This window comes from Streptomyces griseochromogenes, assembly GCF_001542625.1.
GTDB lineage: Bacteria > Actinomycetota > Actinomycetes > Streptomycetales > Streptomycetaceae > Streptomyces > Streptomyces griseochromogenes.
This window is the reverse complement of the sequence record NZ_CP016279.1, coordinates 7484565-7506667: the sequence shown is the minus strand read 5'-3', so window position 1 is coordinate 7506667 and position 22103 is coordinate 7484565. Positions and strand designations below refer to the sequence as shown.

The 22103-nt window shown below is 64.4% G+C and carries 22 protein-coding genes; 11 read left to right on the top strand and 11 right to left on the bottom strand.

Annotation, left to right across the window (positions count from 1 at the left end; all coding sequences use genetic code 11):
- Positions 1-6: 6 nt before the first annotated feature.
- On the bottom strand, positions 7-1329 hold the full coding sequence (aspS, locus tag AVL59_RS32290; protein ID WP_067311672.1) for an aspartate--tRNA(Asn) ligase: 1323 nt from the start codon (positions 1327-1329) through the stop codon (positions 7-9).
- Between the two features lie 947 nt (positions 1330-2276).
- Here aspS and AVL59_RS32285 point away from each other — a divergent pair.
- From AVL59_RS32285 to AVL59_RS32275, 4 genes are all read left to right on the top strand, one after another.
- On the top strand, positions 2277-3170 hold the full coding sequence (locus AVL59_RS32285) for a hypothetical protein (RefSeq protein ID WP_159400159.1): 894 nt from the start codon (positions 2277-2279) through the stop codon (positions 3168-3170).
- A gap of 380 nt (positions 3171-3550) precedes the next feature.
- On the top strand, positions 3551-3676 hold the full coding sequence (locus AVL59_RS55750) for a hypothetical protein (RefSeq protein ID WP_257785111.1): 126 nt from the start codon (positions 3551-3553) through the stop codon (positions 3674-3676).
- A 399-nt stretch (positions 3677-4075) separates the two neighbouring features.
- Positions 4076-4882, top strand: a complete 807-nt coding sequence (locus AVL59_RS32280; protein WP_159400158.1) for a hypothetical protein — start codon at positions 4076-4078, stop codon at positions 4880-4882.
- 1289 nt (positions 4883-6171) lie between these two features.
- A complete protein-coding gene (locus tag AVL59_RS32275; RefSeq protein ID WP_079147120.1) occupies positions 6172-6960 on the top strand; it encodes a hypothetical protein in 789 nt (262 codons plus the stop codon).
- Positions 6961-7005: 45 nt separating this feature from the next.
- On the opposite strand, the gene serS is transcribed toward AVL59_RS32275, so the two are convergent.
- Both serS and AVL59_RS32265 read right to left on the bottom strand, forming a co-directional pair.
- Positions 7006-8292, bottom strand: coding sequence for a serine--tRNA ligase (serS, locus tag AVL59_RS32270; RefSeq protein ID WP_067311661.1), 1287 nt, complete (start codon positions 8290-8292; stop codon positions 7006-7008).
- Positions 8293-8907: 615 nt separating this feature from the next.
- Entirely contained in the window at positions 8908-9288 is a 381-nt protein-coding gene (locus tag AVL59_RS32265; protein WP_067311659.1) for a histone-like nucleoid-structuring protein Lsr2, read from the bottom strand.
- A gap of 381 nt (positions 9289-9669) precedes the next feature.
- Here AVL59_RS32265 and AVL59_RS32260 point away from each other — a divergent pair, with 381 nt between their 5' ends.
- The gene (locus tag AVL59_RS32260) at positions 9670-10479 is read left to right on the top strand and encodes a protein kinase family protein (RefSeq protein WP_067318024.1); all 810 of its coding nucleotides are present in this window, start codon (positions 9670-9672) and stop codon (positions 10477-10479) included.
- A 437-nt stretch (positions 10480-10916) separates the two neighbouring features.
- On the opposite strand, the gene AVL59_RS52755 is transcribed toward AVL59_RS32260, so the two are convergent.
- From AVL59_RS52755 to AVL59_RS52750, 4 genes are all read right to left on the bottom strand, one after another.
- A complete protein-coding gene (locus tag AVL59_RS52755; RefSeq protein WP_159400157.1) occupies positions 10917-11123 on the bottom strand; it encodes a hypothetical protein in 207 nt (68 codons plus the stop codon).
- A complete protein-coding gene (locus AVL59_RS32250; RefSeq protein WP_067311653.1) occupies positions 11120-12169 on the bottom strand; it encodes a major capsid protein in 1050 nt (349 codons plus the stop codon). Before AVL59_RS32250 ends, AVL59_RS52755 begins: the two co-directional genes overlap by 4 nt.
- Complete coding sequence (locus tag AVL59_RS32245; protein WP_237281750.1) at positions 12166-12594, bottom strand: head decoration protein; 429 nt, start codon at positions 12592-12594, stop codon at positions 12166-12168. Before AVL59_RS32245 ends, AVL59_RS32250 begins: the two co-directional genes overlap by 4 nt.
- 115 nt (positions 12595-12709) lie before the next feature.
- Positions 12710-13378, bottom strand: a complete 669-nt coding sequence (locus AVL59_RS52750; protein WP_159400156.1) for a hypothetical protein — start codon at positions 13376-13378, stop codon at positions 12710-12712.
- 192 nt (positions 13379-13570) lie between these two features.
- Between AVL59_RS52750 and AVL59_RS32235 the strand changes: the two genes are divergently transcribed.
- Both AVL59_RS32235 and AVL59_RS32230 read left to right on the top strand, forming a co-directional pair.
- On the top strand, positions 13571-14059 hold the full coding sequence (locus AVL59_RS32235; protein ID WP_159400155.1) for a hypothetical protein: 489 nt from the start codon (positions 13571-13573) through the stop codon (positions 14057-14059).
- A 116-nt stretch (positions 14060-14175) separates the two neighbouring features.
- Positions 14176-14970 carry an SAM-dependent methyltransferase gene (locus AVL59_RS32230; RefSeq protein ID WP_067311645.1) on the top strand — a complete coding sequence of 265 codons (795 nt, stop codon included), beginning with the start codon at positions 14176-14178 and terminating at the stop codon, positions 14968-14970.
- A 118-nt stretch (positions 14971-15088) separates the two neighbouring features.
- Here AVL59_RS32230 and AVL59_RS32225 read toward each other — a convergent pair whose 3' ends face one another.
- The 4 genes from AVL59_RS32225 to queC are packed head-to-tail and all read right to left on the bottom strand — an operon-like array spanning position 15089 to position 17563.
- Complete coding sequence (locus AVL59_RS32225; RefSeq protein ID WP_067311642.1) at positions 15089-15856, bottom strand: GTP cyclohydrolase I FolE2; 768 nt, start codon at positions 15854-15856, stop codon at positions 15089-15091.
- 2 nt (positions 15857-15858) lie between these two features.
- A complete protein-coding gene (gene queD / locus AVL59_RS32220; RefSeq protein ID WP_067311639.1) occupies positions 15859-16215 on the bottom strand; it encodes a 6-carboxytetrahydropterin synthase QueD in 357 nt (118 codons plus the stop codon).
- A complete protein-coding gene (queE, locus tag AVL59_RS32215; protein WP_067311628.1) occupies positions 16215-16850 on the bottom strand; it encodes a 7-carboxy-7-deazaguanine synthase in 636 nt (211 codons plus the stop codon). Before queE ends, queD begins: the two co-directional genes overlap by 1 nt.
- 2 nt (positions 16851-16852) lie before the next feature.
- Positions 16853-17563 (bottom strand): 7-cyano-7-deazaguanine synthase QueC, encoded by a 711-nt coding sequence (queC, locus tag AVL59_RS32210; protein ID WP_067311626.1) that lies wholly within the window; start codon positions 17561-17563, stop codon positions 16853-16855.
- 204 nt (positions 17564-17767) lie between these two features.
- Here queC and AVL59_RS32205 point away from each other — a divergent pair, with 204 nt between their 5' ends.
- Genes AVL59_RS32205 through dbpB (AVL59_RS32190) form a run of 4 tightly spaced genes read left to right on the top strand, consistent with a single transcriptional unit; the run spans position 17768 to position 22101 of the window.
- Positions 17768-18559, top strand: a complete 792-nt coding sequence (locus tag AVL59_RS32205; protein ID WP_237281749.1) for a hypothetical protein — start codon at positions 17768-17770, stop codon at positions 18557-18559.
- 3 nt (positions 18560-18562) lie between these two features.
- On the top strand, positions 18563-19705 hold the full coding sequence (dbpB, locus tag AVL59_RS32200; RefSeq protein WP_067311620.1) for a DGQHR domain-containing protein DpdB: 1143 nt from the start codon (positions 18563-18565) through the stop codon (positions 19703-19705).
- On the top strand, positions 19702-20958 hold the full coding sequence (gene dpdA / locus AVL59_RS32195) for a tRNA-guanine transglycosylase DpdA (protein ID WP_067311618.1): 1257 nt from the start codon (positions 19702-19704) through the stop codon (positions 20956-20958). Before dbpB (AVL59_RS32200) ends, dpdA begins: the two co-directional genes overlap by 4 nt.
- A 48-nt stretch (positions 20959-21006) precedes the next feature.
- Positions 21007-22101, top strand: coding sequence for a DGQHR domain-containing protein DpdB (dbpB, locus tag AVL59_RS32190; protein WP_067311616.1), 1095 nt, complete (start codon positions 21007-21009; stop codon positions 22099-22101).
- Positions 22102-22103 lie beyond the last annotated feature (2 nt).

Sequence of the window (22103 nt, the reverse complement as noted above, 5' to 3'; positions counted from 1 at the left end):
GCATGACTAGGGCGTGAGCCGGTTCGGACCACGGAACAAGAACGTGGCCTCCCGGATCGAGTCGAGGCCGAGCATCACCATCAGGACCCGCCCGAGCCCCATGCCCAGACCGCCGTGCGGCGGGCACCCGTACCGGAAGGCGTTCAGGTAGTCCTGCATCGGCTCGGTGCTCATACCCTTCTCCGCAGCCTGCTTCATGAGCACGTTGTATCGGTGCTCGCGCTGCGCACCCGTTGTGACCTCCAACCCCTTCCACAGGAGGTCGAAGCTGAGCGTCACACCGGGGTTGTCCGCCGGCCGCATGTGATAGAAGGGCCGGATGCTCGTCGGGTAATGAGTGACGAACACCCACTCGTGTCCCGTCTGCTCTTTGATGTGCGCTGCGATCCCGCGCTCGCCCTCCGGGTCCAGGTCCTCCTTCACGCCGGCCGGGTCCCAGCCCTTGGCTCGCAGGATCTCCTGCGTCTCGGCCATCGTGATCCGCGGGAACGGCGTCGTCGGCACGGTGACCTCGATACCGAACGTCTCCTGGATCGCCTCACCGTGTGCGTCGGCGACCTTGGCGATGGCATGGGCGAGCATCTGTTCTTCGAACGCCATAACGTCCTCGACCCCGTCGATCCACGCCAACTCCACGTCCACACCGGTGAACTCCGTGGCGTGCCGCGAGGTGAAGGACGGCTCAGCGCGGAAGACAGGCCCGATCTCGAAGACCTTGTCGATACCCGCCGAGATCGCCATCTGCTTGAAGAACTGAGGCGACTGAGCCAGGTAGGCGGAGCGGTCGAAGTAGCCGAGCTTGAATACCTCGGCGCCGGACTCCGAGGCGGTACCCATCAGCTTCGGGGTGTGCATCTCGGTACACCCCTGCCGATAGGCGTACTCGCGCATCCCTTGCTCGAACGTGGTCTGCACGGCGAACAGCAACTGAGCCTGCGGCCGGCGCCGTACGTCGAGGAACCGCCAGTCCATGCGGTGTTCGAGGCCGGTCTGCTCGTCGATGGGGAGTGGAGTCTCTGCCCGGTTCAGAACCTCGACCGATTCCGGGATGATCTCCAGGCCGCCGAGCTTGACGATGGGGTTGTCGACCACGCGGCCGGTGATACGGACCGCGGACTCCGGCGTCAGCCCCTCCAGCGCAGTCTCAACCTCGTCGCCTTCGCCGCCACGCTTGTGGGTGACTTGCATCATGCCGGTGTGGTCACGTACGACGACGAACTGCATCTTGCGCTGCAGGCGGAGCGTGTTCACCCAGCCCGACACGGAAACGGTCTGCCCGACGTGTTCTCGCAGGCCAGACACCAGTACACGGCTTGTCGTGTGGATCATCGCAGCCCTCCCAGGGGCGTCGTCATGATCCCTTGGGGGCGCGGACGAGAAGGGTACTCGCGGTGCCACCGCGCCTTTACCGCAGCTCGGAGAGCCACGGCCTCATTCGTGCCCGATGACGGGGGCCAACCGGCAGAGCATTGGGCCTTCGAAGAGGCCGTTCCTCCCCGCACTCAGGAGGGTCTTCACCTCGGGGCGCAAGGCCGCCTTCCCAGCTACCAGCGGCTCTCTCTGCTTGCGTGATCCCACGGCTACTTGTCTCCGTCAACGCGTTGCTGATGAGGATAGCGGGGCCGACAGGGATACGACAGCAAGATCACGCCAATGAGTCAGCCGGTCCCCTCTCGGTCGTCTCTTGCGGCCTGGCGCGCTGTTCCACTCTGTGCCGCGCCGGGCTTGCCGGTGGCATACAGCCGTGCAGGGGCCGACCGCTGACGAGGGCTCTTCAGGAGTGCGTCATCCCGGGCGTCGTCGCTTATCGACTCCCGGGCGCCCTCGATGAGCTGCTCAGTGGGGGACTGGGCTCGCCATGACCAGGATGTCGTGTCACCAGGACAGAGCCAGACCAACCAGTTGGCAGGGCGTACATCACAGCAGTGCCCAGCGTCCAGACAGAACCGCGCACCTCCTCCTGGTATTTCTTGGGAGATATCACGCCAGTGATTTTAGGCAGGGGTGATCAAGCTCTACGATGCGCTGGACGGAGCCCTCGCATGAATGCACCCAGCCTCAAAAGGCCGTGAGGATCTCGCATGCGATGGGGGTCGATATGAATCGCCAGGCATACAAATGTAAACCCTCGACGGCCTACCTTCGTGATAACGGGCCGCAGGCGCATGGGAGGCCGGCAAACGTGCCCGCCAGGCGCGAGGCGTCGTCCTGATTTCCCGCACCAGTCCCGCGTGGGTGACATAGGGAAAGGAATCCTCTCGATGGAAGGAATATCCGTGCCTGAGAATTCCGTTGAAGTTATCTCAACCGTGCCATCGAAAGCGCCCGATCGCAGCATCAAGTACGTCTTGAAAACGTCGGACAGAGCTACCTTCGAAGCCGTGCAACTCTGGGAGGGAGAGCACGGAGCCTATTCCGTGTGCATGTCGGCACAGGCGGGGTGCAGGCAGGGCTGCACACATTGCGCCACCACCTTCGCAGCCACGCCCTTCGTGCGGAACCTGAGCGCAGAAGAGCTCACCTCTGCGGTAGAGCACCTGCAGGAGGGGGTGCGGAGCCAGCAGGGCCCGCTTGTCTGGGTCGACTTCGCCGGAGTCGGAGAAGCCTCCGCCAACTGGGCCCATGTCACGACCGCCGCCAGAACGATCGTCGGCCGGGAACTGGCTCAGCAGGTGAAGGTAACCAGCATCGCCCCACATGCATGGGTGCGGAGTCTCTTGAAGCCCAACTCCTGGCTTCCGGACCGACTCATGTTCTCCCTCCATGGAGCCAACCTCGCTCAGCGCAGGATGATCATTCCCCGCGCGGACGACCCCTCAACAGTCTTACCACTGTGGGCAGCCGTTGCTGAGATGCGCCCGGTGGTATTGAACTACGTTCTCTGCGAACACAACACGCGACCGGAGGACGAAGCGGCGCTGACCGAACTGCTCGCTCCGTACGCCGGCCGCTTCCCCATACTGAGGCTCTCCAGCTTCAACCCCGTTCAGGGGAGCCCGCTCCGGCCAAGTGTCCGAGAGGAGGAATTCATCGCCGCACTCACCCGTGACCTGGACGGCTGGACGGTCTCCCATCACCTGTCTCACGGCCGGGAGACGGCCGCCGCATGCGGGCAGCTTCGGGCACAGATCCTCGACCTCCCTACACCTAGCAGGCGGCCGGGACTGTAACGGTCGCGCCACGAGCGTCTGGGCGATCTGCGGTGGCCACATAGGGCGCTGCACGTCGGCCTGGCGCGAAGGGCCAGAGGCCCCCACGGCCATGTTGACGCGCCGCTCGCAGTTCCGTACACATGGCTCCGGTTGAGGGAGCAGTGACATGAGCATCAACAAGCTCAATGGACTCTGAGCGGAGGCATAGGAAGCATGCCAGTCCCGATATATGGCACCTACCTTCCAGGGGCGAGACATTCGTGCCGAGAGCCGGGATCTCGGTAATGCGGCGACTGGCGAATGATCCAACAGCCATTGCTGTAGGACTACTGATCTTCGGGGGCGGAGTTCTCCTGCTGGCCTCTCTATGCGGAGTCTGGATTTCCTTTGTCGCTGTCGTGGGCATTTCCATCGGCCTGGCTGTCGTCGTCGAAGTCCAGCGCCGCCGTACCGCGCGACGTGAGCAGGAAGAGCGCCAGTGGAAGCGCATCGTGTGGGAGGAGTGGGGCTACCGAGTCGAGTAGGGCCTGGTAGAACTTCGCAGCACCTGACGCTGAGGCAGATGGGCCTTGAGTAAAACGTGGATGAAACCCTTGCGTGCGGCTTAGTTCCAGATCCCACGTAGGTCACTGACCTGCGGGGCCGCACAGGCGGCGGGTGGATCACGGCGTCGGCGACGTCGTCCTGGGCGGCGAGCCAGGCACACAGCTCGCCCGCGGTGAGTCAGTAAGTGAGCTGGGCAAGCTATATGAGCACGTTGTGACAGCACGCTGTTCGGTCGCGTGCTTCTGCAGTGGCGGCAGGGCTCGCTGTGGGTACGGGTTGATCGTGCCTGGTTGTGCGCTGCTCACTTCCGGTCGGTTGTGGTCGGGGTGCGTGTTCGTACCGGCCTGGGGTCTTGGGGCTGCGTAGGGTCCGGGGGCGTGACGGACACGAGGAAGATTCGGCTGGTGCCGACGGGGGACTGCTTTTGCGGGTGCGGTGAGGAGGCGGAGATCGGCCGGTGGTTCGTGCTGGGGCACGACATCACCGCGGCCGCGGCACTGCGCGCCCTGCAGGGAATGAAGCTGCCTCAACGGCTGGTGACGGCGGGTTTCGGTCCGGGGCGCTCGGTGGTTCAGGCGGCCGTCGAGGAGGCGGGCTGGGTGCGCTGTGCGGGGTGTTCGTACGCTGGCACGCCTGCCAATCTGGCCGCCCACACCCGCGCCGGCTCCTGCACGGCCGACGCCCCGGCTGACGAGCAGCAGCCCCCCGCCCGCCCCGATTCCCAGTCGGCGGTGCCAGAGCCCGCGGGGCCAGCCGGCCGGACCCGCTCCGGGCGAGCGGCGGCCAGCAGCGCGGCGCCGGTGCCGGCCGAGTCCGGGGCCGCCCGGGGCCGGCTCCTGCCTGGCGCGGACGCCCCGTCGTGGGAGAAGGTGCCGCTGCATCTGCGCCAGCAGTTGCGGGGGGCTGCGTACCAGCTGGTGACGCCTGTGCAGGGGCCGCTGAAGAAGCCCGAGAATCGGCGCCTGCTGAGCGCCGTACGGGCGGCCGGCCGGATGCGGATGACCGGCGCTCAGTGGCTCCTGCTGCTCACCGCCCCCCGGGAGGCCTTCGGTAGCCCGCGCAGCCAGCGGGCCCGCGCGCTTTACGAGGCGCTGGAGCACGTGGCGGCCGAGCACACGGAGCACACGGAGTCCGACGCGGGACGAGAAGCGGCCGACCACCAGGGAGAGGCCGCGGCCGGCTGAACGGCCGCGCCGACACTGCACCGCAGGACCCGTCACCAGGATTTCCGGTTGTACCGCGCCGCGGCCAGGAAATGGCACCCCGACAAGCCCGACGGCGCCCACGAAAGGATTTTCCACTTCCTGCACGAGGCATACCGCCTTGCGAGACTCCTCAATGAGCACCACCCGTCACCAGCCTGGTGGCTCGGTTCAAGCGCGTTCCCAAAGCCGAGAGGGACCGTTCCCTGACACTCGAACCGCACCGTGCCCGATCTGCAGATTCTCAATTCTCATCAAGACCCAGGCAGATCGGCGGCGCTCCGGGGCGAGGAGAGAGAGGACTTCCGCTCGGTGACCCCAGCCTGAGCGATTGCGACGGTGTCCTGTGTCGCAACACCTGTCGTCCGCTGGGCAGCGAGAGCATCCAGTCGAGAGGACGCCGTTCGAACCACGCCCACGTCTTGCGCTCGGTACGCGCACGCACCGACCGCCCGGCGCTTCCGGACCACCATCTCCCGATCCACATATGCCGAGTGCGCGCTCAACGCGTCGAGAACCTCGTCAACCCGTTCAACGCGCCAGTCGACAGAGATGATTGTGGGGCGATGAGGCGTCTGACGGAGAAGGCAGTCAGAAGCTCTCGACCGCAATATCACACCTGTGATACGCGAAGCGCACTTCATCAGTGCAGAGTTGAGCAATCAGAAGTGCGGCAGAAACCCATCGGCGACACCTCGCGATCTACGCGCGACGGCCATGCGCTGAGGCTGCCGATGAGAGCCGCCCTGTCCTTCGGCTTCCCCCGTAGCGGAAGGGCAGGGCATCATCGCAGTATCTGTCACGAAGGTCTGCTCGGGCATACGGAAGAGAGGGAGCTCGGGTGACGTTCGCCTGACGGGAGCATCCGAAGGCGCGGGTCCTGGACCAGCGGTCCTGCCGCACCCCGGAAGATGGCGCCACCGGTGATCACCGAGTGAGAACAGCGGGTCAGACAGTGGCTGCACGGATGACGCTCGGCGATGTAGGCCTATGAGGCTCAGCCGGCGAATGGACGGACACTGGTCCACGCGACAATTCCATGGCGCACGGAAATGCAGTTCCCTCATCCTGATGGTATGCCCAACATCATCACCCCACGCCTCCGGTACAACTCGACAGCGGTACGCCCACACTGGAGGGATCTCCCCCAGGGGGTTCGCCAACTAATCAGCCGACGTCTTGAAGGCGAGGTACAGGCCGGGCCCAGCACAGGGAGCGGATTCACCAGCGGCTTCGCCGCAGTACTCCGCGGGGCCTCCGGACCTCACTTCGTGAAGGCGGTCAACAGCCTGGACAACACTGTGGTCGCCGATTGCTACCGCCGGGAAGCGTTGATCAACCAGGCGCTCCCCGCGGCGATTCCGGCGCCACGCCTCCAGTGGATCGAGGAACATGACGGATGGGTCATCCTCGGCATCGCTGCTGTCGACGGTGGTCGCTTGCCCACCACGCCATGGGATCCTGATCAGCTGACAGCCACCCTCGACGCCTACTCGATCACGGCGGAGGCCCTCTCCACCCCACCCGCAGGACTCCAGCATGTCGGCCTCAAGCCAGTGGGTGAAGGTGGTGACTTCGCCGACTGGCGCAACCTTGCACGCGGGGCCACGCCCATGAACATCCTGCCTTCCTGGGTGCCACTCGACCTACTGGACATGCTGGCCGACCTGGAAGGCGGATGGCGGGAGGCCGTCGCGGGAAATGCCGTACTCCACCACGACCTGCGCCAAGACAATGTGCTGATCGACGCATCCGGCACGGCGTGGATCTGCGACTGGAACTGGCCCTGCCTGGGGGCAAGCTGGTTCGACCTCGTCCTGCTCCTGGCGACCGCCCACGCAGACGGCCACGATGCCACCGCCCTGTTCACCCAGCACCCCACCGCCCGCGGAGTCGCCGACGAGCAACTCGATGCGGCACTGGCCGCGCTCTCAGGGTTCTTCCTCACCTCCGGTGGACAGCCCCCAGCAGACTGGTCACCGCACATTCGCCAGCACCAGACGTGGTGTGGAGAGGTCACACTGCGATGGCTGGCCGACCGGCGTGGCTGGACATTCTGAGCTGAGGGACACACATTCAGTGCACGACGGTCGACCTGCTCGGCGTCAGGCCGACACCGGTGCTGCCAGGACGCCGCTCGGGACCCACTTCCGCAGGACGTCCGGGACCGCCACGGTGCCGTCGGTCTGCTGGTGCTGTTCCAGGAGCGTGGGCACCAGGCGGCTGGTGGCCAGTCCCGAGGCGTTCAGCGTGTGCACGTACGCCGACCTGCCCTGCCGGGGCCGGAAGCGAATGTTGCCGCGCCTCGCCTGGTAGTCGCGGGCGTTCGAAACCGAGCTGACCTCGACGTACGAGCCGATACTCGGCAGCCACACCTCGACGTCGTAGGTCTTGGCCATCGCCGCGCTTGTGTCCCCGGCCGCAAGCCGTGTGATCCGGTAGTGCAGGCCCAACTCGTTTACCAATTCCTCGGCCTTATGGAGGAGGTCCTCGTGCGCCGCGTCGGAGGCGTCCGGGTGGTTGAACTGGAACAGCTCGACCTTGTTGAACTGGTGCCCTCGCAGGGTCCCCCGCTCGGCGGTGCGGTAGCCGCCGGCCTCCTTGCGGTAGCACGGCGTATAGGCGACGTACCGCTTCGGCAGTTCGGCCTCGGGCAGTGTCTCGTCCCGGTGCAGGTTAACCAGCGCGGTCTCCGCGGTCGGCAGCAAGAACCGCTCCGGGCCTTGCTCGCCCTCCTCCAGGGCAAAGACCTCGTCGGCGAATTTCGGGAACTGGCCCGCCGCGTACCCGGCCGCAAAGGTCAGCACGTGCGGCGGCAGCACGAACTCGTAGCCATCGCGCACATGGGCCTCGACGAAGTAGTTCAGCAGCGCCCACTCGAGGAGCGCACCGCTACCCCGGTAGAGCCAGAAACCGCTGCCGCCGAGCTTCGTACCCCGCTCGTAGTCGACCAGACCGAGTTGCTGGGCGAGCTCCACGTGATCCTTGGGCGTGAACCCGAACTCCGGGCGTCGCCCGACTTCGCGGACGACCTCGTTGTTCTCCTTGCCCCCGGCCGGCACGTCCGCGTCGGGCATGTTCGGAAGCGGATCTAGGAAGCCCTGCCGGGCCTGCTCCAGTTCGGCGAGCCGCGTCTCGGCGGCGGTCAGTTGCTCGCTGACGGCTGTCGCCTCCGGGTGCAGGTCCGCCACACCCTCACCAGCCCGTTGCCGCTTCCCGATCTCGCCCGAGATCCTCTTGCGGTCCCCGCGGAGGCGTTCTACCTCGGTGCGCACCTGCCGGTAGTCTTCGTCCAGGCGCAGGAACGCGTCGAGGTCGACGTGGACCGCCCGCTTGGCCAGGGCCTGCTGGACGTACTCCGGGTTCTGGCGAATCAGGGTGACATCGATCATTCTGCCGGTGCTCCATTCGATCAGCCGTCGTGACGTGATCCTTTGGGAGCGCGGGCGAGAAGGGGCAACTCGCGGTGCCACCGCGCCTTCGCCACCACCAGGTGGTGGCCTCATTCACGACCTGGTCACGGGGGTCAACCGGCGGGGCATTGGGCCGTCCATGAGGCCGTTCCTCCCCGCACTCGGGAGTGGATTCACCCTAGGGCGCGAGGCTGCCTTCCCAGCTGCCAGCAGCTTTCTCGGCTCGCGTGATCCAGGGCTACTCGTCTCCGTCATCGCGTTGATGGAGAGGCTAGGACGTGAGCCTCGACATCGGTACCGAATATCAACGAGAGCCGTGTATCCACAGGCTATGGATACACGGCTCTACCTCGACACCGGGCGCTCCCCGGGGGGAGCGTCCTTGCCTGTTGCTTCCTGTGACCGTTGACGAAGCGCCGCCGGCCCGCACGCAGCATCCTCCAGCGAAGGGCCACCCGCACTCACGGCGTGCCCGCTGTCTCAGGGAGATCACCCGGATGGCGCACGCACAGCCCCGTTGCCTCTGAGGTGGACGTCTGGACAAGGGCGAAGCCAGGGGGCCGAGTCTCGGTCCCCTGGACCAGCGCGGCCCGATCAATCAACCTTGCCCTGAGCCGCCAGGAACTGCTCTCGAACAGAGCGTGGGATCCGCCCACGTGCAGGCACAGCGATCTTGCGATCCTTTGCCCACTTCCGGATCTCCGCGGGATCCGGCTCGGCATCGCTGAACGTGGCAGCGGGAACCCACTTCCGGGTGGGCGCCGGCGTCTTGCGAGACCTCGCCCTCCTGCCAGAAGACGTCCGGCGAGCAGCCTTCACGAAGGGGGAGAGCGTGGATTCGAGGTTCTCATATGAAGCCGCGCTGAGGTCTATTTCGTAGGAGACGCCGTCGAGTTCAAATGAGTGCGTCTGTACGTCATCGCCCCGCTCCTGAGTCAAGTCATCCACGAAATAGGTCTCTACGTGCCTTGCCATGTCTTTCCTTCCGTTCCGCGACGGACATTACATGACGTCGGGAAGCAGGTAAAAATCAGAATGCAGTCCGAGAGGAATATGGGAGGTGTTGCTAACGCATATCTAAGGCGTGTCTAATTGGTTCCTTGTGTGCCGTGAGTACTGGCGTCGAGGGCTTGGTGATCTACGGCATCGAGGAGGGTCAGCGGGGGCTGTTGTCTAGATGGCTTGCACGCCGTGTTCGGTGAGTAGGTCTTGCAGGGCGACGGTGTAGTACCGGATGGCGGCGGTGCTCGCCGCGGGATCGTAGGGCTGGGGCGACTGCGGGGAGTCTCGCTGGTCAGGTGCGGCATGCGGTGCGCGATGTGCACGGGGCGGCGAGCGAGTGACATCATGTACGAAATGACGACGAACCCGTTTCATAGCGTCACGCACGTTGCGACGCTCGGAATCGCTCTCGACCGGTTGGGCACCGTCTTCCAGAGGTTCGAAGCGCAGGACTCTGGTTGCATCTCATACGGACTGCTGGCATCAGGGCAACGTTGGTTCGTGAAAGGCGCTTCGACGCCACAGGGGATCTCCTCCCTGCGGCGGGCGGTGTCGTTTCACCAAAGCGTCTCACACCGGGCGATCGTGCCCCTGATGAATTCCTTCGCCACAGAAGACGGCTTTGTGCTGGTCTACCCATGGATGAGTGGCAAGGTTCTCTACCACCCAACCGTCTTACGTCATGGAGGTCGGGCGGCCCCGGACAGCCCGATGGCACGGTTCAGGGCACAGCCCCTTCCCTCCATTCATGGCGCGCTGGAATCCATCCTCTCTGCCCATCTGGCCGTGGAGGAAGCCGGATATGTTGCAGTCGACTTCTATGACGGATGCATGTTGTACGACTTCAACGAGCACCGCATGGTGCTCTGCGACTTGGACGAATACCGGGCAGGCCCCTTCGTTCTGGAGGCGGACCGGCTGCCCGGGTCGAGGCGTTATATGGCACCAGAGGAGTTCGTGCGCGGATCGCTGATCGACATCCGGACAACCGTGTTCGCTCTGGGGCGGGCACTCCGCCTCCTTTTGGACGCTGGCGACGAGGAGAAGGAATGGCGCGGGACACCTGAGCAGTTGGAGGTCGTCAGGACAGCGACTGTCGCCGACCCAGAGCGCCGGTTCCCATCCGTCCGGTCACTCGTCGACGCCTGGCAGGCGGCAGCCTGACCTTGGAGTGAGCCCTACAAAGCCAGCTTCTCGGACACAGTGGCCGACGCGTCTATCGACGGGGCCGAGAAAACAACTGCACGGTCGTAAGCAAGCTGTGGCTGGGTGGGGATGCGTCATCGGGGGCGTCCGCTTCAGTGATGTGGGCGGCGCGCCTCTCCAACGCGGCGACGTTGGCCGAGTTATCGATCGTCACCACGCCGTTGACGGTGACCTTCAACGGCTCGGCAACGAGCACAGCGATGCGCTCTTGCAGTACTTCGAGAGCGACCGCTCGGGCGGAACCGAGACGCTGATATCTCCTGGTGAGGTCCGTTGTGTCTACATCGGGTCCGAGTTGGGCTTGGAGCCAGCGCAGTACGTCGCTGTGCACAGTCATTCCTGGAAAGTCGAGGGTGGGGAGCAGCGTGAGTGCTGCTCCCCACCGCTGAGTGGGGTTACTGAGCGGCTTTCGACTTATGGGTGCTCGTTCGGCCTGAGCCGAGAGTTTCGGCCTGCCAGCACCGCGGATTGGTGATCTGCTCGACGATCGCCGGGTCAGTAACCTCGATGCCGGCTTCCAGTACGAGCGGAACTCGCTCGGCAGGATCGAGTACGTGCACGGTCGCGGCGAGGATGCCCCTGGTGGAGCTGTTGGTGCTCACAGGACGGTCGCCGTGATGTGGCAGTCCGGCGCGTACAGGACCGGCATTGCGGCTGCAGCGCCCTTGGTCCAGATCTGCACCGGGTCGTCCTCGGCGTCACGAGTGATCACAATGCCCGGGGCGTCCTCGCGCTCGATCTGCGGGTTCGTGCCCCGGGACAGGGCGAGCGACTCGGTCGTGGTGCCGTACTGCGTCTGGCCCCACTTCGCCCGGTCCGGCGGAAGCATGATCCACCGGTCCTCCGGCAGGACCCGCTTCGACACATCGTCCTGCCACACCTGCGCCTTGTAGAGAGTCACCGGCGGCAGCCCATACGTGCCGCGCACCGAATTGATCTGCTCCGGGTTCAGGGTCGCCGTCGGTGTCTGGCCGCCTGCAGGGGTGCCGTAGTAGGCCGCCCGGTAGGCGCCATTCGACGCCAGGTGAGACCACGCCTTCCGCGAGGTCACCACCATCTCCGGCGCCGGAGCGCCGATGGAGTCGAGATGGTCGATCCATCGCAACTCGTCCGCGATCGGGTCCGCGTCCGGGGCGCTCCACGGCTTCGGAGCGGTCGGCATGTTCGCCGCGGGCACGCCGTAGTCGACTTCGACGGTCAGGCCGTTCTCTCCGGCCAGGGTGAACTTGCCGTCGACCAGGACGTCACCTGCCGCCAGTTCCAGACGGGAGCGGATGGCTTCGACGTGCCTTTCGGTGTCGTCGTAGAGCAGTTCGATCAGCCGGTCCTCGTCCGCGCCGCGTGTGGCATCGAGGAGAAGCTGTTCCATCTCGCCGACGAGGAGCTTCTGGCCCAGCGCCGGCAGGGTGCCCTCGGTCTGCGTGGACTCGGCCTGGCGCTTCGCGAACGGCACGCTGGCGTCGTACGCGCGGTAGGACGCGGCGTTGACGCGACGCTTGGACTGTCGCACCCGCCACTTCACGTCCTGGACCTTGGTTTCGGCGAAGACGCTCTGGGTGAGCAGGAAGTCCGCGGGGGTCGGGATCGACCGGGCGTAGACGGTCAGGTCCGCGACGGAGACGTTCTTGAGGAGGTCGGCGACGCTCACGCGCTCACCGCCTCAAGAAACCGGATCTGCGCCCCCGCCGGGCTAGGAGCGATCTTCGACGGGTCGATGCCGCCGGGGATCTTCGCTGCCTTCACCGTGCCGTGCCAGAACAGCGCCGCGGGAACCTTGGTCGTGCCGGGCGTGAACGGGGCCTCGGCGTAGACGAGGCCGGCGAAGACTTCCCGGCCGTCCTTCGCGGCAGGATCGTATGCGCCGAACAGGCCCGAGGCGGTGATGCGGCCAACCGGAACACCGGAGCGTACGTAGCCGTGCGGCTGGCCCGCGGCCGCCTCGACGTAGTGGGTGTCCCTGGTCAGCTTCTGCAGGTCGAGAGTGATGGTCTCCGTGGAGTCGGTGCCGTGCCGGGAGGCGAGCCAGTCCCGGTTCGCAGTCATGGTGACGGAGGTGGTGTACGGCTGAATCAAGCCGCTTCTCCTGGTGGTGCAAGGGTGCGGTCGCGCACTCACCGGCGGTGGCGCGGTCCACGAGGAGAAGTCGGGGCGTGGTCCCCAACACGGCTGACCGTGCGGTGCCGTTGGACTAGGCGGTAGGCGGGATGTGCCCTCGACGGCGGGCCATCTGGAGGCCGGCAGATCCCAGGTCGCGTTCCCTACCACTGGGGCGCGGCGGAGGCACGGACGCGGGCGCACCGCCCGGAGCAGCCGGAACTCGGCCGTCTGCTGGGCGAGCGCCGAACAGTTCCGGGCGGCGGGACTTCAGTTCTTCTGCCGCCTCCCGCAGTACGGCAGCATCAGCGTCGTCCGGGGCACGCAGGAGCGCGATGGCGTCATCCAGGTCGGCGCCGGTTGCGCCGAAACCGGCAAGGACCGCCCGGCAGGTGGCCTCCCGCTCACGAGCAACGGCAGCAGCTTCACGGGCAGCGGCTGCCTTCTCGCGCTCGGCGACCTCCTGTTCACGGCGCTCCGCATCGGTGAGACGCTGCTCCTCCGCCTGGCGCTGGACGCTGACGTACTCCTCCAGAGCAGCCGCGTTAGAGAAGCCCAGCCGCTCCATCAGGCCACGGACAGCCGCCCGGCCACCCTGGTCCTTCTCCCGAGCCATGAGCGTGTTCAGCTGCTTCTGGCTGAGGGTGACCTGGACCTCGTTGTTCGACGCGTCCTCGGAGGAGGCACCGAGGACGGGATAGATCGGGCGACCGTCCCCTCGGTGGCCGACAGGAACTCGAGGATCAGGCAGGGTGCGGGTCATCAAGTGGTGTTGCTCCCACGACGGCCCCGCGCCATGGCCGAGTCTACGCACGCCAAGGCCCGGCTCTTTGTGGCGGCGGATGGCAGGTGCGGCTGGAACGGTTCCGCCGACTCTGGTCGGAGCGCAGGTTGATCTCTCTGCGAAGATCAACTTATGTCTAGAACATCAGCATCTAATAGGATCTCTTCTCGTATGGCCGCAGTGAAGGGCCTCGGACGGACCGCCTGCGCTGGTGTCACGATGTGGGCGGGCGTTGGTGCGCTTCTTGTGGCGGGAGGGCTTGGGCTGTGGACGTGGGAGCCGGGGAATGATCGAAGCCCGTTCACGGCCACAATGGGGGGAGTTTCACCCTTGGCCGAGCGGGCGGATGCCAGCGAGGTCTGTACGCCCAAGCTCGCAGGCCAAGCAGTGGTCATCTACGACGCCTCGGGCAAGAGGGAGTTGGCCTCTGGTGTCGAGCCTAGCGAGGGTGAGGTTCTGCCTTCATCGGATGGGGACACAGTTGGTTGGTGCTTCCACGCGACGCAGGTACAGCAACTCCCGGGCGGCGAGGACACCTACAAGGTCCAAATCGGCGGTGGGAACATCGTGACCATCGACGAGGACCAGTTGCGCACCTCGATTGCTCAGCAGCGCGAGGCGATGAGGAACAGGACACCGTTGTCCAACGAGGACGTCTGAGCAGTGCCGACAACGGGCATGAGCGCGGCAGGGCGTGAAGATCCACTTTCTGCACGCAGCGGACGCCTCATGCCTCTAAGTTGTGGGGTGACCACTGGCTAACTCGGGGAGCCCCTATGTCCATTGAACGCCCGCCCATCAACAGCAGCGTGCCGCACTCCGCCCGCATCTGGAACTACTGGCTGGGCGGCAAGGACTGCTACGAGATCGACCGGCAGGTTGGCGACCAGATTGCCGCGGCCAACCCGGGGATTCTCGAAACCGCCCGGGCGCAGCGGGCGTTCCTCGTCCGGGCGGTGGAGTACCTCGTCCGCGACGCCGGCATCCGCCAGTTCCTGGACGTGGGCACGGGCCTGCCCACCGCCGACAACACCCACGAGGTCGCCCAGCGCCTGCTGCCCGAGGCGCGGATCGTCTACGTCGATCACGACCCAGTCGTCCTGGTGCACGCCCAGGCGCTACTCACCAGCACGCCCGAGGGCGCGACGGACTACATCGACGCCGATCTGCGGAACCCGGAGCAGATCCTCGAACAGGCTGCCAAGACACTGGACTTCACCCAGCCAGTGGCGTTGGTCCTGCTGGGCATTGCCGCCCACGTCACCGACGACTCCGCCTACGACATCGTGGACCGCCTGGTCGACGCCCTGCCGTCCGGCAGCTACCTCGTGTTCTGCGACAGCACCGACGTCATCCACCCCGAGCAGCAGCGCGCCATGGTCGAGCAGTGGAACGAGGCGAGCGACAACCCCCGCGTCAACCGCAGCCCGGAAGAACTCGCTCGGTTCTTCGACGGCCTGGAGCTGCTGGAGCCCGGCTTGCTCTCGACGTCTCGATGGCGCCCCGAGTCGAACGGCCCCGAAGAACCAGCTGAAGTCGACAACTTCGGCGGCGTGGCTCGCAAGCCATAGCACCAAATAACGCGGCGATTTGGCCCCACGTACGACGAGGCCGCCGCTTCCATCGAAGCGGCGGCCTCCAACACGTCCGTGCTCCAGCAAGGTCGTCGTACTGACCCGCAGGCAACACTCACCCAGAGATGCGGGCGATGGCATCATGGCTGTGGATGCTCTCAAGGTTCCGTACGCGTACGGAATGGACCAAGCCTTGTTCGCGGCAGGCCCAGCTGACGTCGCGCGCCATGTCCTCGACGAACACGGGATGGTCGTACGCCTGCATCGTCAGTACTCGTTCATCGGAGCGTTTGACCAAGGGAACGACCGGCGCTGACGCGCACCGCTGCAGGAGCCTGACGGCCTCCTGTACGCCGTAGGGGTAAGGCGTATCCCCATGTCCCGTCACAGAGAGGGTGACCTGGCTGCGCTGATTGTGGGCACCGTAGTCCGAGATAGCTTTCGAGCACGGGCACAGGCTGGTCACCTCGGTGGTGACGGACGTGACCACTGTCGTGGCACCGTCGTCCCAGCGGCCTTCGAAGCGGGCATCGTGGACCTGCAGCGACTCTCGACCGCTCGCAGGTGCCACCACGGTCGTGCTCAAGGGAACGTCGATCGCCACCGCGAATGCTGGTGCATCCAGGAGGTCTGCCCCGACCTTCAGTAGGTACGGCAGCTTGCGGGGATCGAACCGGCGCAGGTGCTCGTGAGCGAAGGCCACCATGCGGCTCATGTGGGTTCCGCGCCGGTCGTGCTGGAGCCGCACGGTTACTTCGATCTCGGCGATGCCCTCCTGGCGGAGGTGGCCGTCCTCGAAGTACAGCGGGTACCGCAGGCCGCTGATGCCTACGTCGTCGATCTCGATACCTCGGGCATCGGTCTCGTTCTGGATGTCGTGCATGCTCACTCGCCCCGATAGGTGCAGCCGGAGGTGCACGTCTCGCGGACCGTGAGGGCAGAGAGGTCAGGCAGGGCCGGCTTCAGCCGATCCCAGATCCAGCGGGCGAGGACCTCGCTGGTCGGGTTCTCCAGGCCCTCGATGTCATTGAGGTAGTAGTGATCGAGCTGCGCTTCAAGGGGCTTGAAGGCCTTCTTGACGTCCCCGAAGTCCATGACCCAACCCGCCTCAGGATCCACGGGCGCCTCTACGTGGACGATCACCTTGTAGGAGTGGCCGTGCAGGCGCGCGCACTTGTGCCCCTCGGGAACCTTGGGCAGGCGGTGCGCGGCTTCGAACGTGAACTCGCGGAAGATTTCCATTACTGAATTCCCAGATACTTGTGCGTCTGGAGAGAGAGGATCCAGCGCGGGTTCTTCATGCAGTACTCGACCGTCGCCCTGGTGTTGGCTTCAACGTCAGGGTTGTCCATGGGCTGGAGCCGGAAGTACCGGAAGTCCAACTGCTCGAACTGACGGGGATCACCACCTAGTTGGGGGTAGACCAACTTCAGCTCGTCTCCGCTGGTCACGACCAGCTCAGAGCCGATCTTGGGGCTGACGCAGAGCCAGTCGATGCCCTTGGGTGACACACGGGTGCCGTTCGTCTCGACGGCTACCTCGAAGCCGCGGGCATGTAGCGCGTCGATCGCTGCTTCGTCGAGTTGCAGGAGCGGCTCGCCGCCCGTGCACACCACGAAACGGTGCTCTCTGGAGGACGATGGCCACGCGTTTTCGACTGCCTGAGCGAGGTCGTCCGGGGTCTGAAACTTGCCGCCACCTTCTCCGTCAGTTCCGACGAAATCTGTGTCGCAGAACTGGCAGATCGCACGGTGGCGATCCTTCTCCAGGCCCGTCCACAGGTTGCACCGGGAGAAGCGGCAGAAGACGGCCGGACGGCCTGCGTGGCTCCCTTCGCCTTGCAGGGTGTAGAAGATCTCCTTGACCAGGTAGGTCATTCTCACGCGCCCTGGTACTGCACGGGGTCGGTGACGCCAGCCTCGGCGAAGCCCTTGAGACGGAGCAGGCAGGTCTCGCAGTGCCCGCAGGCTCGTCCCTGCTCGTCCGGGTCGTAGCACGAGGACGTCAGGGAGTAGTCCACGCCGAGGCGCAGGCCTTCACGGACGATGTCGGCCTTCGACATGGCGATGAGCGGGGAGTGCAGCTTGAGCTTCTGCGTGCCCTCGACTCCGGCGCGAGTGGCCAGGTTCGCCATCTGCTCGTACGCCTCCATGTACTCAGGCCGGCAATCCGGGTAGCCGCTGAAGTCGACCGCCGTCACGCCCGTGAAGATGTCACTCGCACCGACCGTCTCCGCGAAGGCCAGCGCGAAGGACAGGAAGATCGTGTTGCGCGCCGGAACGTAGGTGATGGGCACGCTGCTGTCGATGCCCTTGTCGTCAGCGGTATCCAGGGACTCGTGCTTCGGAACCTCGATGTCCGACGTGAGCGCGGAGCCACCAAAAACTCGCAGATCGATGTCCGCGATCACATGACGCGCAACCCCCTGCGCCGAGGCCACGCGCTTCGCAGCCTCAAGCTCCACACTGTGCCGCTGGCCGTAGCGGAAGCTCAACGCGTACGGCGTGTAGCCCTGGTCCTTGGCGATCGCCAGAACAGTCGTCGAGTCCAGCCCGCCACTCAGAAGAACGATCGCGGGACGCTCCGCCATGCCTGCTCCCTATGTAGGTCTCATGTGTACGGGTGAACCCTAGCGTGAAAACTGACAGGTAGAGTAACGGCAACAATCTTCCAGTTAGAGTCGTCGGGGAGTAGGGGCTGCGTGAGGCAACTAACGCTGGTCGTCACATGCACGGACCGCAAGGCTGCTGTGCCAGAGACCGAACTGCAGGCGAGGCAGCTTCCCGCAGGACCCGTGACGGAGCGTGCCGCGCTCTGGAGCGAGCGCATCAACAGTGCCGCTCACACGCACTCGCTCGCCGAGCTCTACCGCGGCGACCATTGGACCCAGGCACGCCGGCTCCGTGAAGCGGCTGCTCAGGCCGGATTCAAGGCTGACGTCTGGGTGGCTTCCGCCGGCCTCGGCCTTCAGCCGGTATCTGCCTCCGCCCCCTCTTACGCGGCAACCTTCAGCACCCGACATGCCGACTCAGTAGCCACCACTGCAGAAGACGGCGCCCTGTGGTGGAGCCAACTCCAAGAGAGGACCGGTCGGGCAACGCTGCAGGAGCTTGGCAAGGCGAGCCCTGTCCTCTTGGTCCTCTCCGAAATCTACGCAAAGGCGATGGAAGCGGAACTTCGCGCCCTGGCCGACGTCGCCAGCGAGGCACTCCTCTTCGGCGGAGGGGAACAAATCGCCGGCATCCAAAGAGTCCCCGCCGACGCAGGGCTGAGGCGCACCTTGGGCGGAACACTGACGAGCCTGAATGTGCGCATGGCCGCCACGTGGTTCCAGCACTGCCAGGACGGTCAACTCACCTCAACGGCCACCAGCGACTCCTGGAACAAATGGGCCGCCAGTGAGTCGAGACCCGAGCAACACAACCGCCGGCCGATGACCGATGAGCAGGTGATCTCCTTCATCCGAAAGGAGACCTTGTCCCATCCCGGCATCTCGCGGACGCGACTCCTTCGTCTACTTCGAGACAGCGGCCAGGCCTGTGAACAGAGTCGCTTCGCCAACCTGTACGTCAAAACCATGGGGTGAGCCGTGACAGAGAACCTGATCCGACGCAGAGCCCTGCGCATCGAGCAGAACCCCAGCATCCCCCTCTACCTCTTTGCCCTTGAAGCCGGAGAGGTAGATCGTGTGGCTGACGTCGCCCGAATCTCCCGTGACGAGGCCGGGAAGCTGCTCGGTTACCAGCGCCCTGAGAAGAAGCACCACGTCAAGCAGATTCTTGATTACCTGGACGGCGAAGACGTCCTCTTCCCGAACGGTCTCATCCTCGCCCTCCCCTCCTCGGTCCGCTTCAAGGGCAGCCGAGGGCCCAACACCACCGATGGCTTGGCAACCATCGGAACCATCGAGATTCCGCTACCGGATTCCGATGACGCACCCCGCCCTGCCCTGATCGTGGACGGGCAACAACGAAGCCTCGCCCTCGCACGCACGAAGCGGTCGAAGCTTCCTATCACCGTTGCAGGATTCGTCGCTGAGGACCTCGAAGTGCAACGCGACCAGTTCCTTCGAGTCAACACAGTGTCGCCGCTTCCCAGCAATCTGGTGTCAGAACTTCTGCCAGAGGTCAACACCAAGCTCCCCACTAGGCTGTCGGCTCGGAAACTTCCCTCCGCACTTGTCAATGCTCTAAACCAGGATAGCGACTCACCGTTCAAGGGGCTGATCAAGCAGGCCTCGACGACTGGGGACAGAAAATCTGAGGCCGTCGTCAAAGACAACAGCCTCATCTCCGCGATCGAGGAGTCACTTTCTCCCTCCGGAGTCCTCTTCCCGTACAAAAACCTCTCTAACGGAACCACAGACACCGCAGCGATGAGAGACATCCTCGTCGTCTACTGGACGGCTGTCAGGGATACTTTCCCGGAGGCGTGGGGCCTCTCGCCGGCAAAGAGTCGCCTCATGCATGGTGTCGGAATTAGGTCAATGGGGCGCCTCATGGACCGGATAATGGACCGTGTGCTGTTGAGTGCAGAAGTCGGGTCGAAAGACGCCTACGACAAGGCCATGGCAGAACTGGAACTGGTCAAGCCTCACTGCCACTGGACCAAGGGGCGCTGGCCAGAACTCAACATCCCATGGAACGACTTGCAAAACACACCCCGCCATATCAGCACTCTGTCAAACGTCTTGATCCGGATCTACCTTCAGTCGAGGATGAGCGCGTCGTGAAGTTCTATTTCCCAGACAGTCAGGATCAAATCAGCCCCGGGTACGATTTCATCAACGACGAATACCCGTATCATCGAGTCCGACAGAGGGACGATCTGTACGCCCACCAAGCGGTGAGTCCGGCGCCGTACGACGGGATACTGGTCAGCAAGGCCATCGTAGACGGAACGGTAAACGGCGCCGGAAAATACGCCGGAAAGTACACTACTGGACAGCGGGACCGACTCTATCGAGACGGAGTGAGCCACTTCTTTGGGCTGCCCGACACGATGAGAAGCCTCGGGGACTGCGGGGCATTCAACTACATTGATCAAGAGTACCCGCCGTACAGTATTGATGAAGTCCTCGACTTCTACTATAAATGCGGTTTCGACTCGGGAATCAGTATTGACCACGTGATCTTTGGTTACAAGCCCGACCTTTCCGAGGAGGACGCCGATCCGGCATGGGTGAAGCGTCGCGAGATTTCTCTTGATTTGGCGGAAAAGTTCATCGAGGCTGTCAAGAGCCGCAACAAGCTGATGCCGGAGGGGAAGAAGAGGCTTGAGCCCGTGGGTGCGGCTCAGGGCTGGAGTCCGGACAGTTACGCGGACAGTGTCTCCAGGCTTCAGGAGATGGGATACAAGAGGATCGCGCTAGGTGGCATGGTCCCGCTGAAGACACCGGAAATCATTGCATGCCTCGAGCGAATCGCCGGCGTTCGCAAGGACGGCGTTGAATTTCATCTGCTAGGCATCACTCGCGTCGATAGCATGGAACGGTTCGTCAAATTCCATGTCACCAGCTTCGACAGCACATCGGCGTTCCGTCAAGCCTTCATGGACGAGCGGAACAACTATCACACGGCTGACCGCTCATACATGGCGATCAGGGTTCCCCAGGTCGATGGAAATCTCGCCCTCAAGCGACTGATCCTGGCCGGGGTGGTTTCACAATCCGAGGCCATCAAGGCTGAACGAGAATGCCTCAAGTTGCTTCGCCAGTACGACACAGACGCCGGCGTCGAAGTGCAGGAAGTCATGGATGCTCTGCGCGCGTACCAGTCCCTTCTCGGCGACGAGAAGAAGCTGAAGAAGGTCGAAAAGTACGAGGCCACCCTCACTGACCGCCCCTGGAAGCACTGCCCGTGCGATCTGTGCAGGAAGCACAAGATCGAGATGGTTATTTTCCGTGGAACGGAGCGAAACAAGCGCCGCGGATTCCATAACATGACGGTACTCGAAGCCAAGATGCGCAAGCTGCCGCTCACATAATCACCCAGACCGCGCATAGTACTCAAAGCAACTCAAACAGGAGATGATGTGGCCGACCGCTACGTGTTGAAGGTTCCCGCGCTCAAGGTGCTCCAAGGCAGCAAGGAGATCTACTGCTTCGCTGTCGACGGCAAGAAACTGCACGACTTCGCCTCCGTCTCGCGTATCCGCCGTGACGGCCAGAAGCAGTTGCAGGGATACCAGCGGCCCGAGGTCCTCAGCCACATCCGCTCGATCCGCCGCTACCTCGAGTCAGAGGGAGCGATGCTTCCCAACGCTGTTGTGCTGGCCTTCGACGAGCGGGTGACGTTCGAACCGGCCGTCCGCGGCAGTGACGTGAAGTACTCCATCCCCGGCGAGCTGATCATCCCAGTCGATGAGTCACTTGCTGACGACCAGAAGCCGGCCTGGCTGGTGGACGGGCAGCAGCGCAGTGCTGCCATCAGGGACGCCGACCTCGCAGAGTTCCCAGTCGCAGCCGTCGGCTTCATCGCGTCACAGGAGGAGCAGCGGTCGCAGTTCATCCTGGTCAACTCGACGAAGCCGCTCCCCAAGGGGCTTGTGTACGAACTACTGCCCGAGACCACCGGCCAGTTGCCGCGTTCGTACGCGCGACGCCAACTCGCCGCCCGGCTCATGGTCCTCCTGAACATGAGCGATGGACCCTTTGGCGGCAGGATCAGCAGCCCCACGTCGCCCAACGGCAACATCAAGGACAACAGTGTCCTCAAGATGCTGGAGTACAGCATCTACGAAGGCGCCTTGTACCAGTACCGCAACGCCACCGACGGTACGGGCGACGAAGAGCGGATGCTGGCTCACCTGACGGCCTTCTGGACGCCAGTGGCAGACATCTTCGAGGACGCGTGGGGGAAGCCGCCCAAGGAGTCGCGGCTGACCCACGGTGTCGGCATCCAGGCCATGGGCTTCGTCATGGACCGGCTGACTACGGGCACCCCGGTTGAAAAGGTCAAATGGGATAACGTTCGGCGCACCCTCCGAGCCCTGGAGGACCAGGTGGCCTGGACCTCCGGCACCTGGAAGTTCTCGGATGGTCAGGAGTACGGCTGGAACAGCCTCCAGAACACCATGAGCCACGTACGTCTGCTCAGCAGCCACCTTCAGGCTCTGGTCACGAAGTAGTG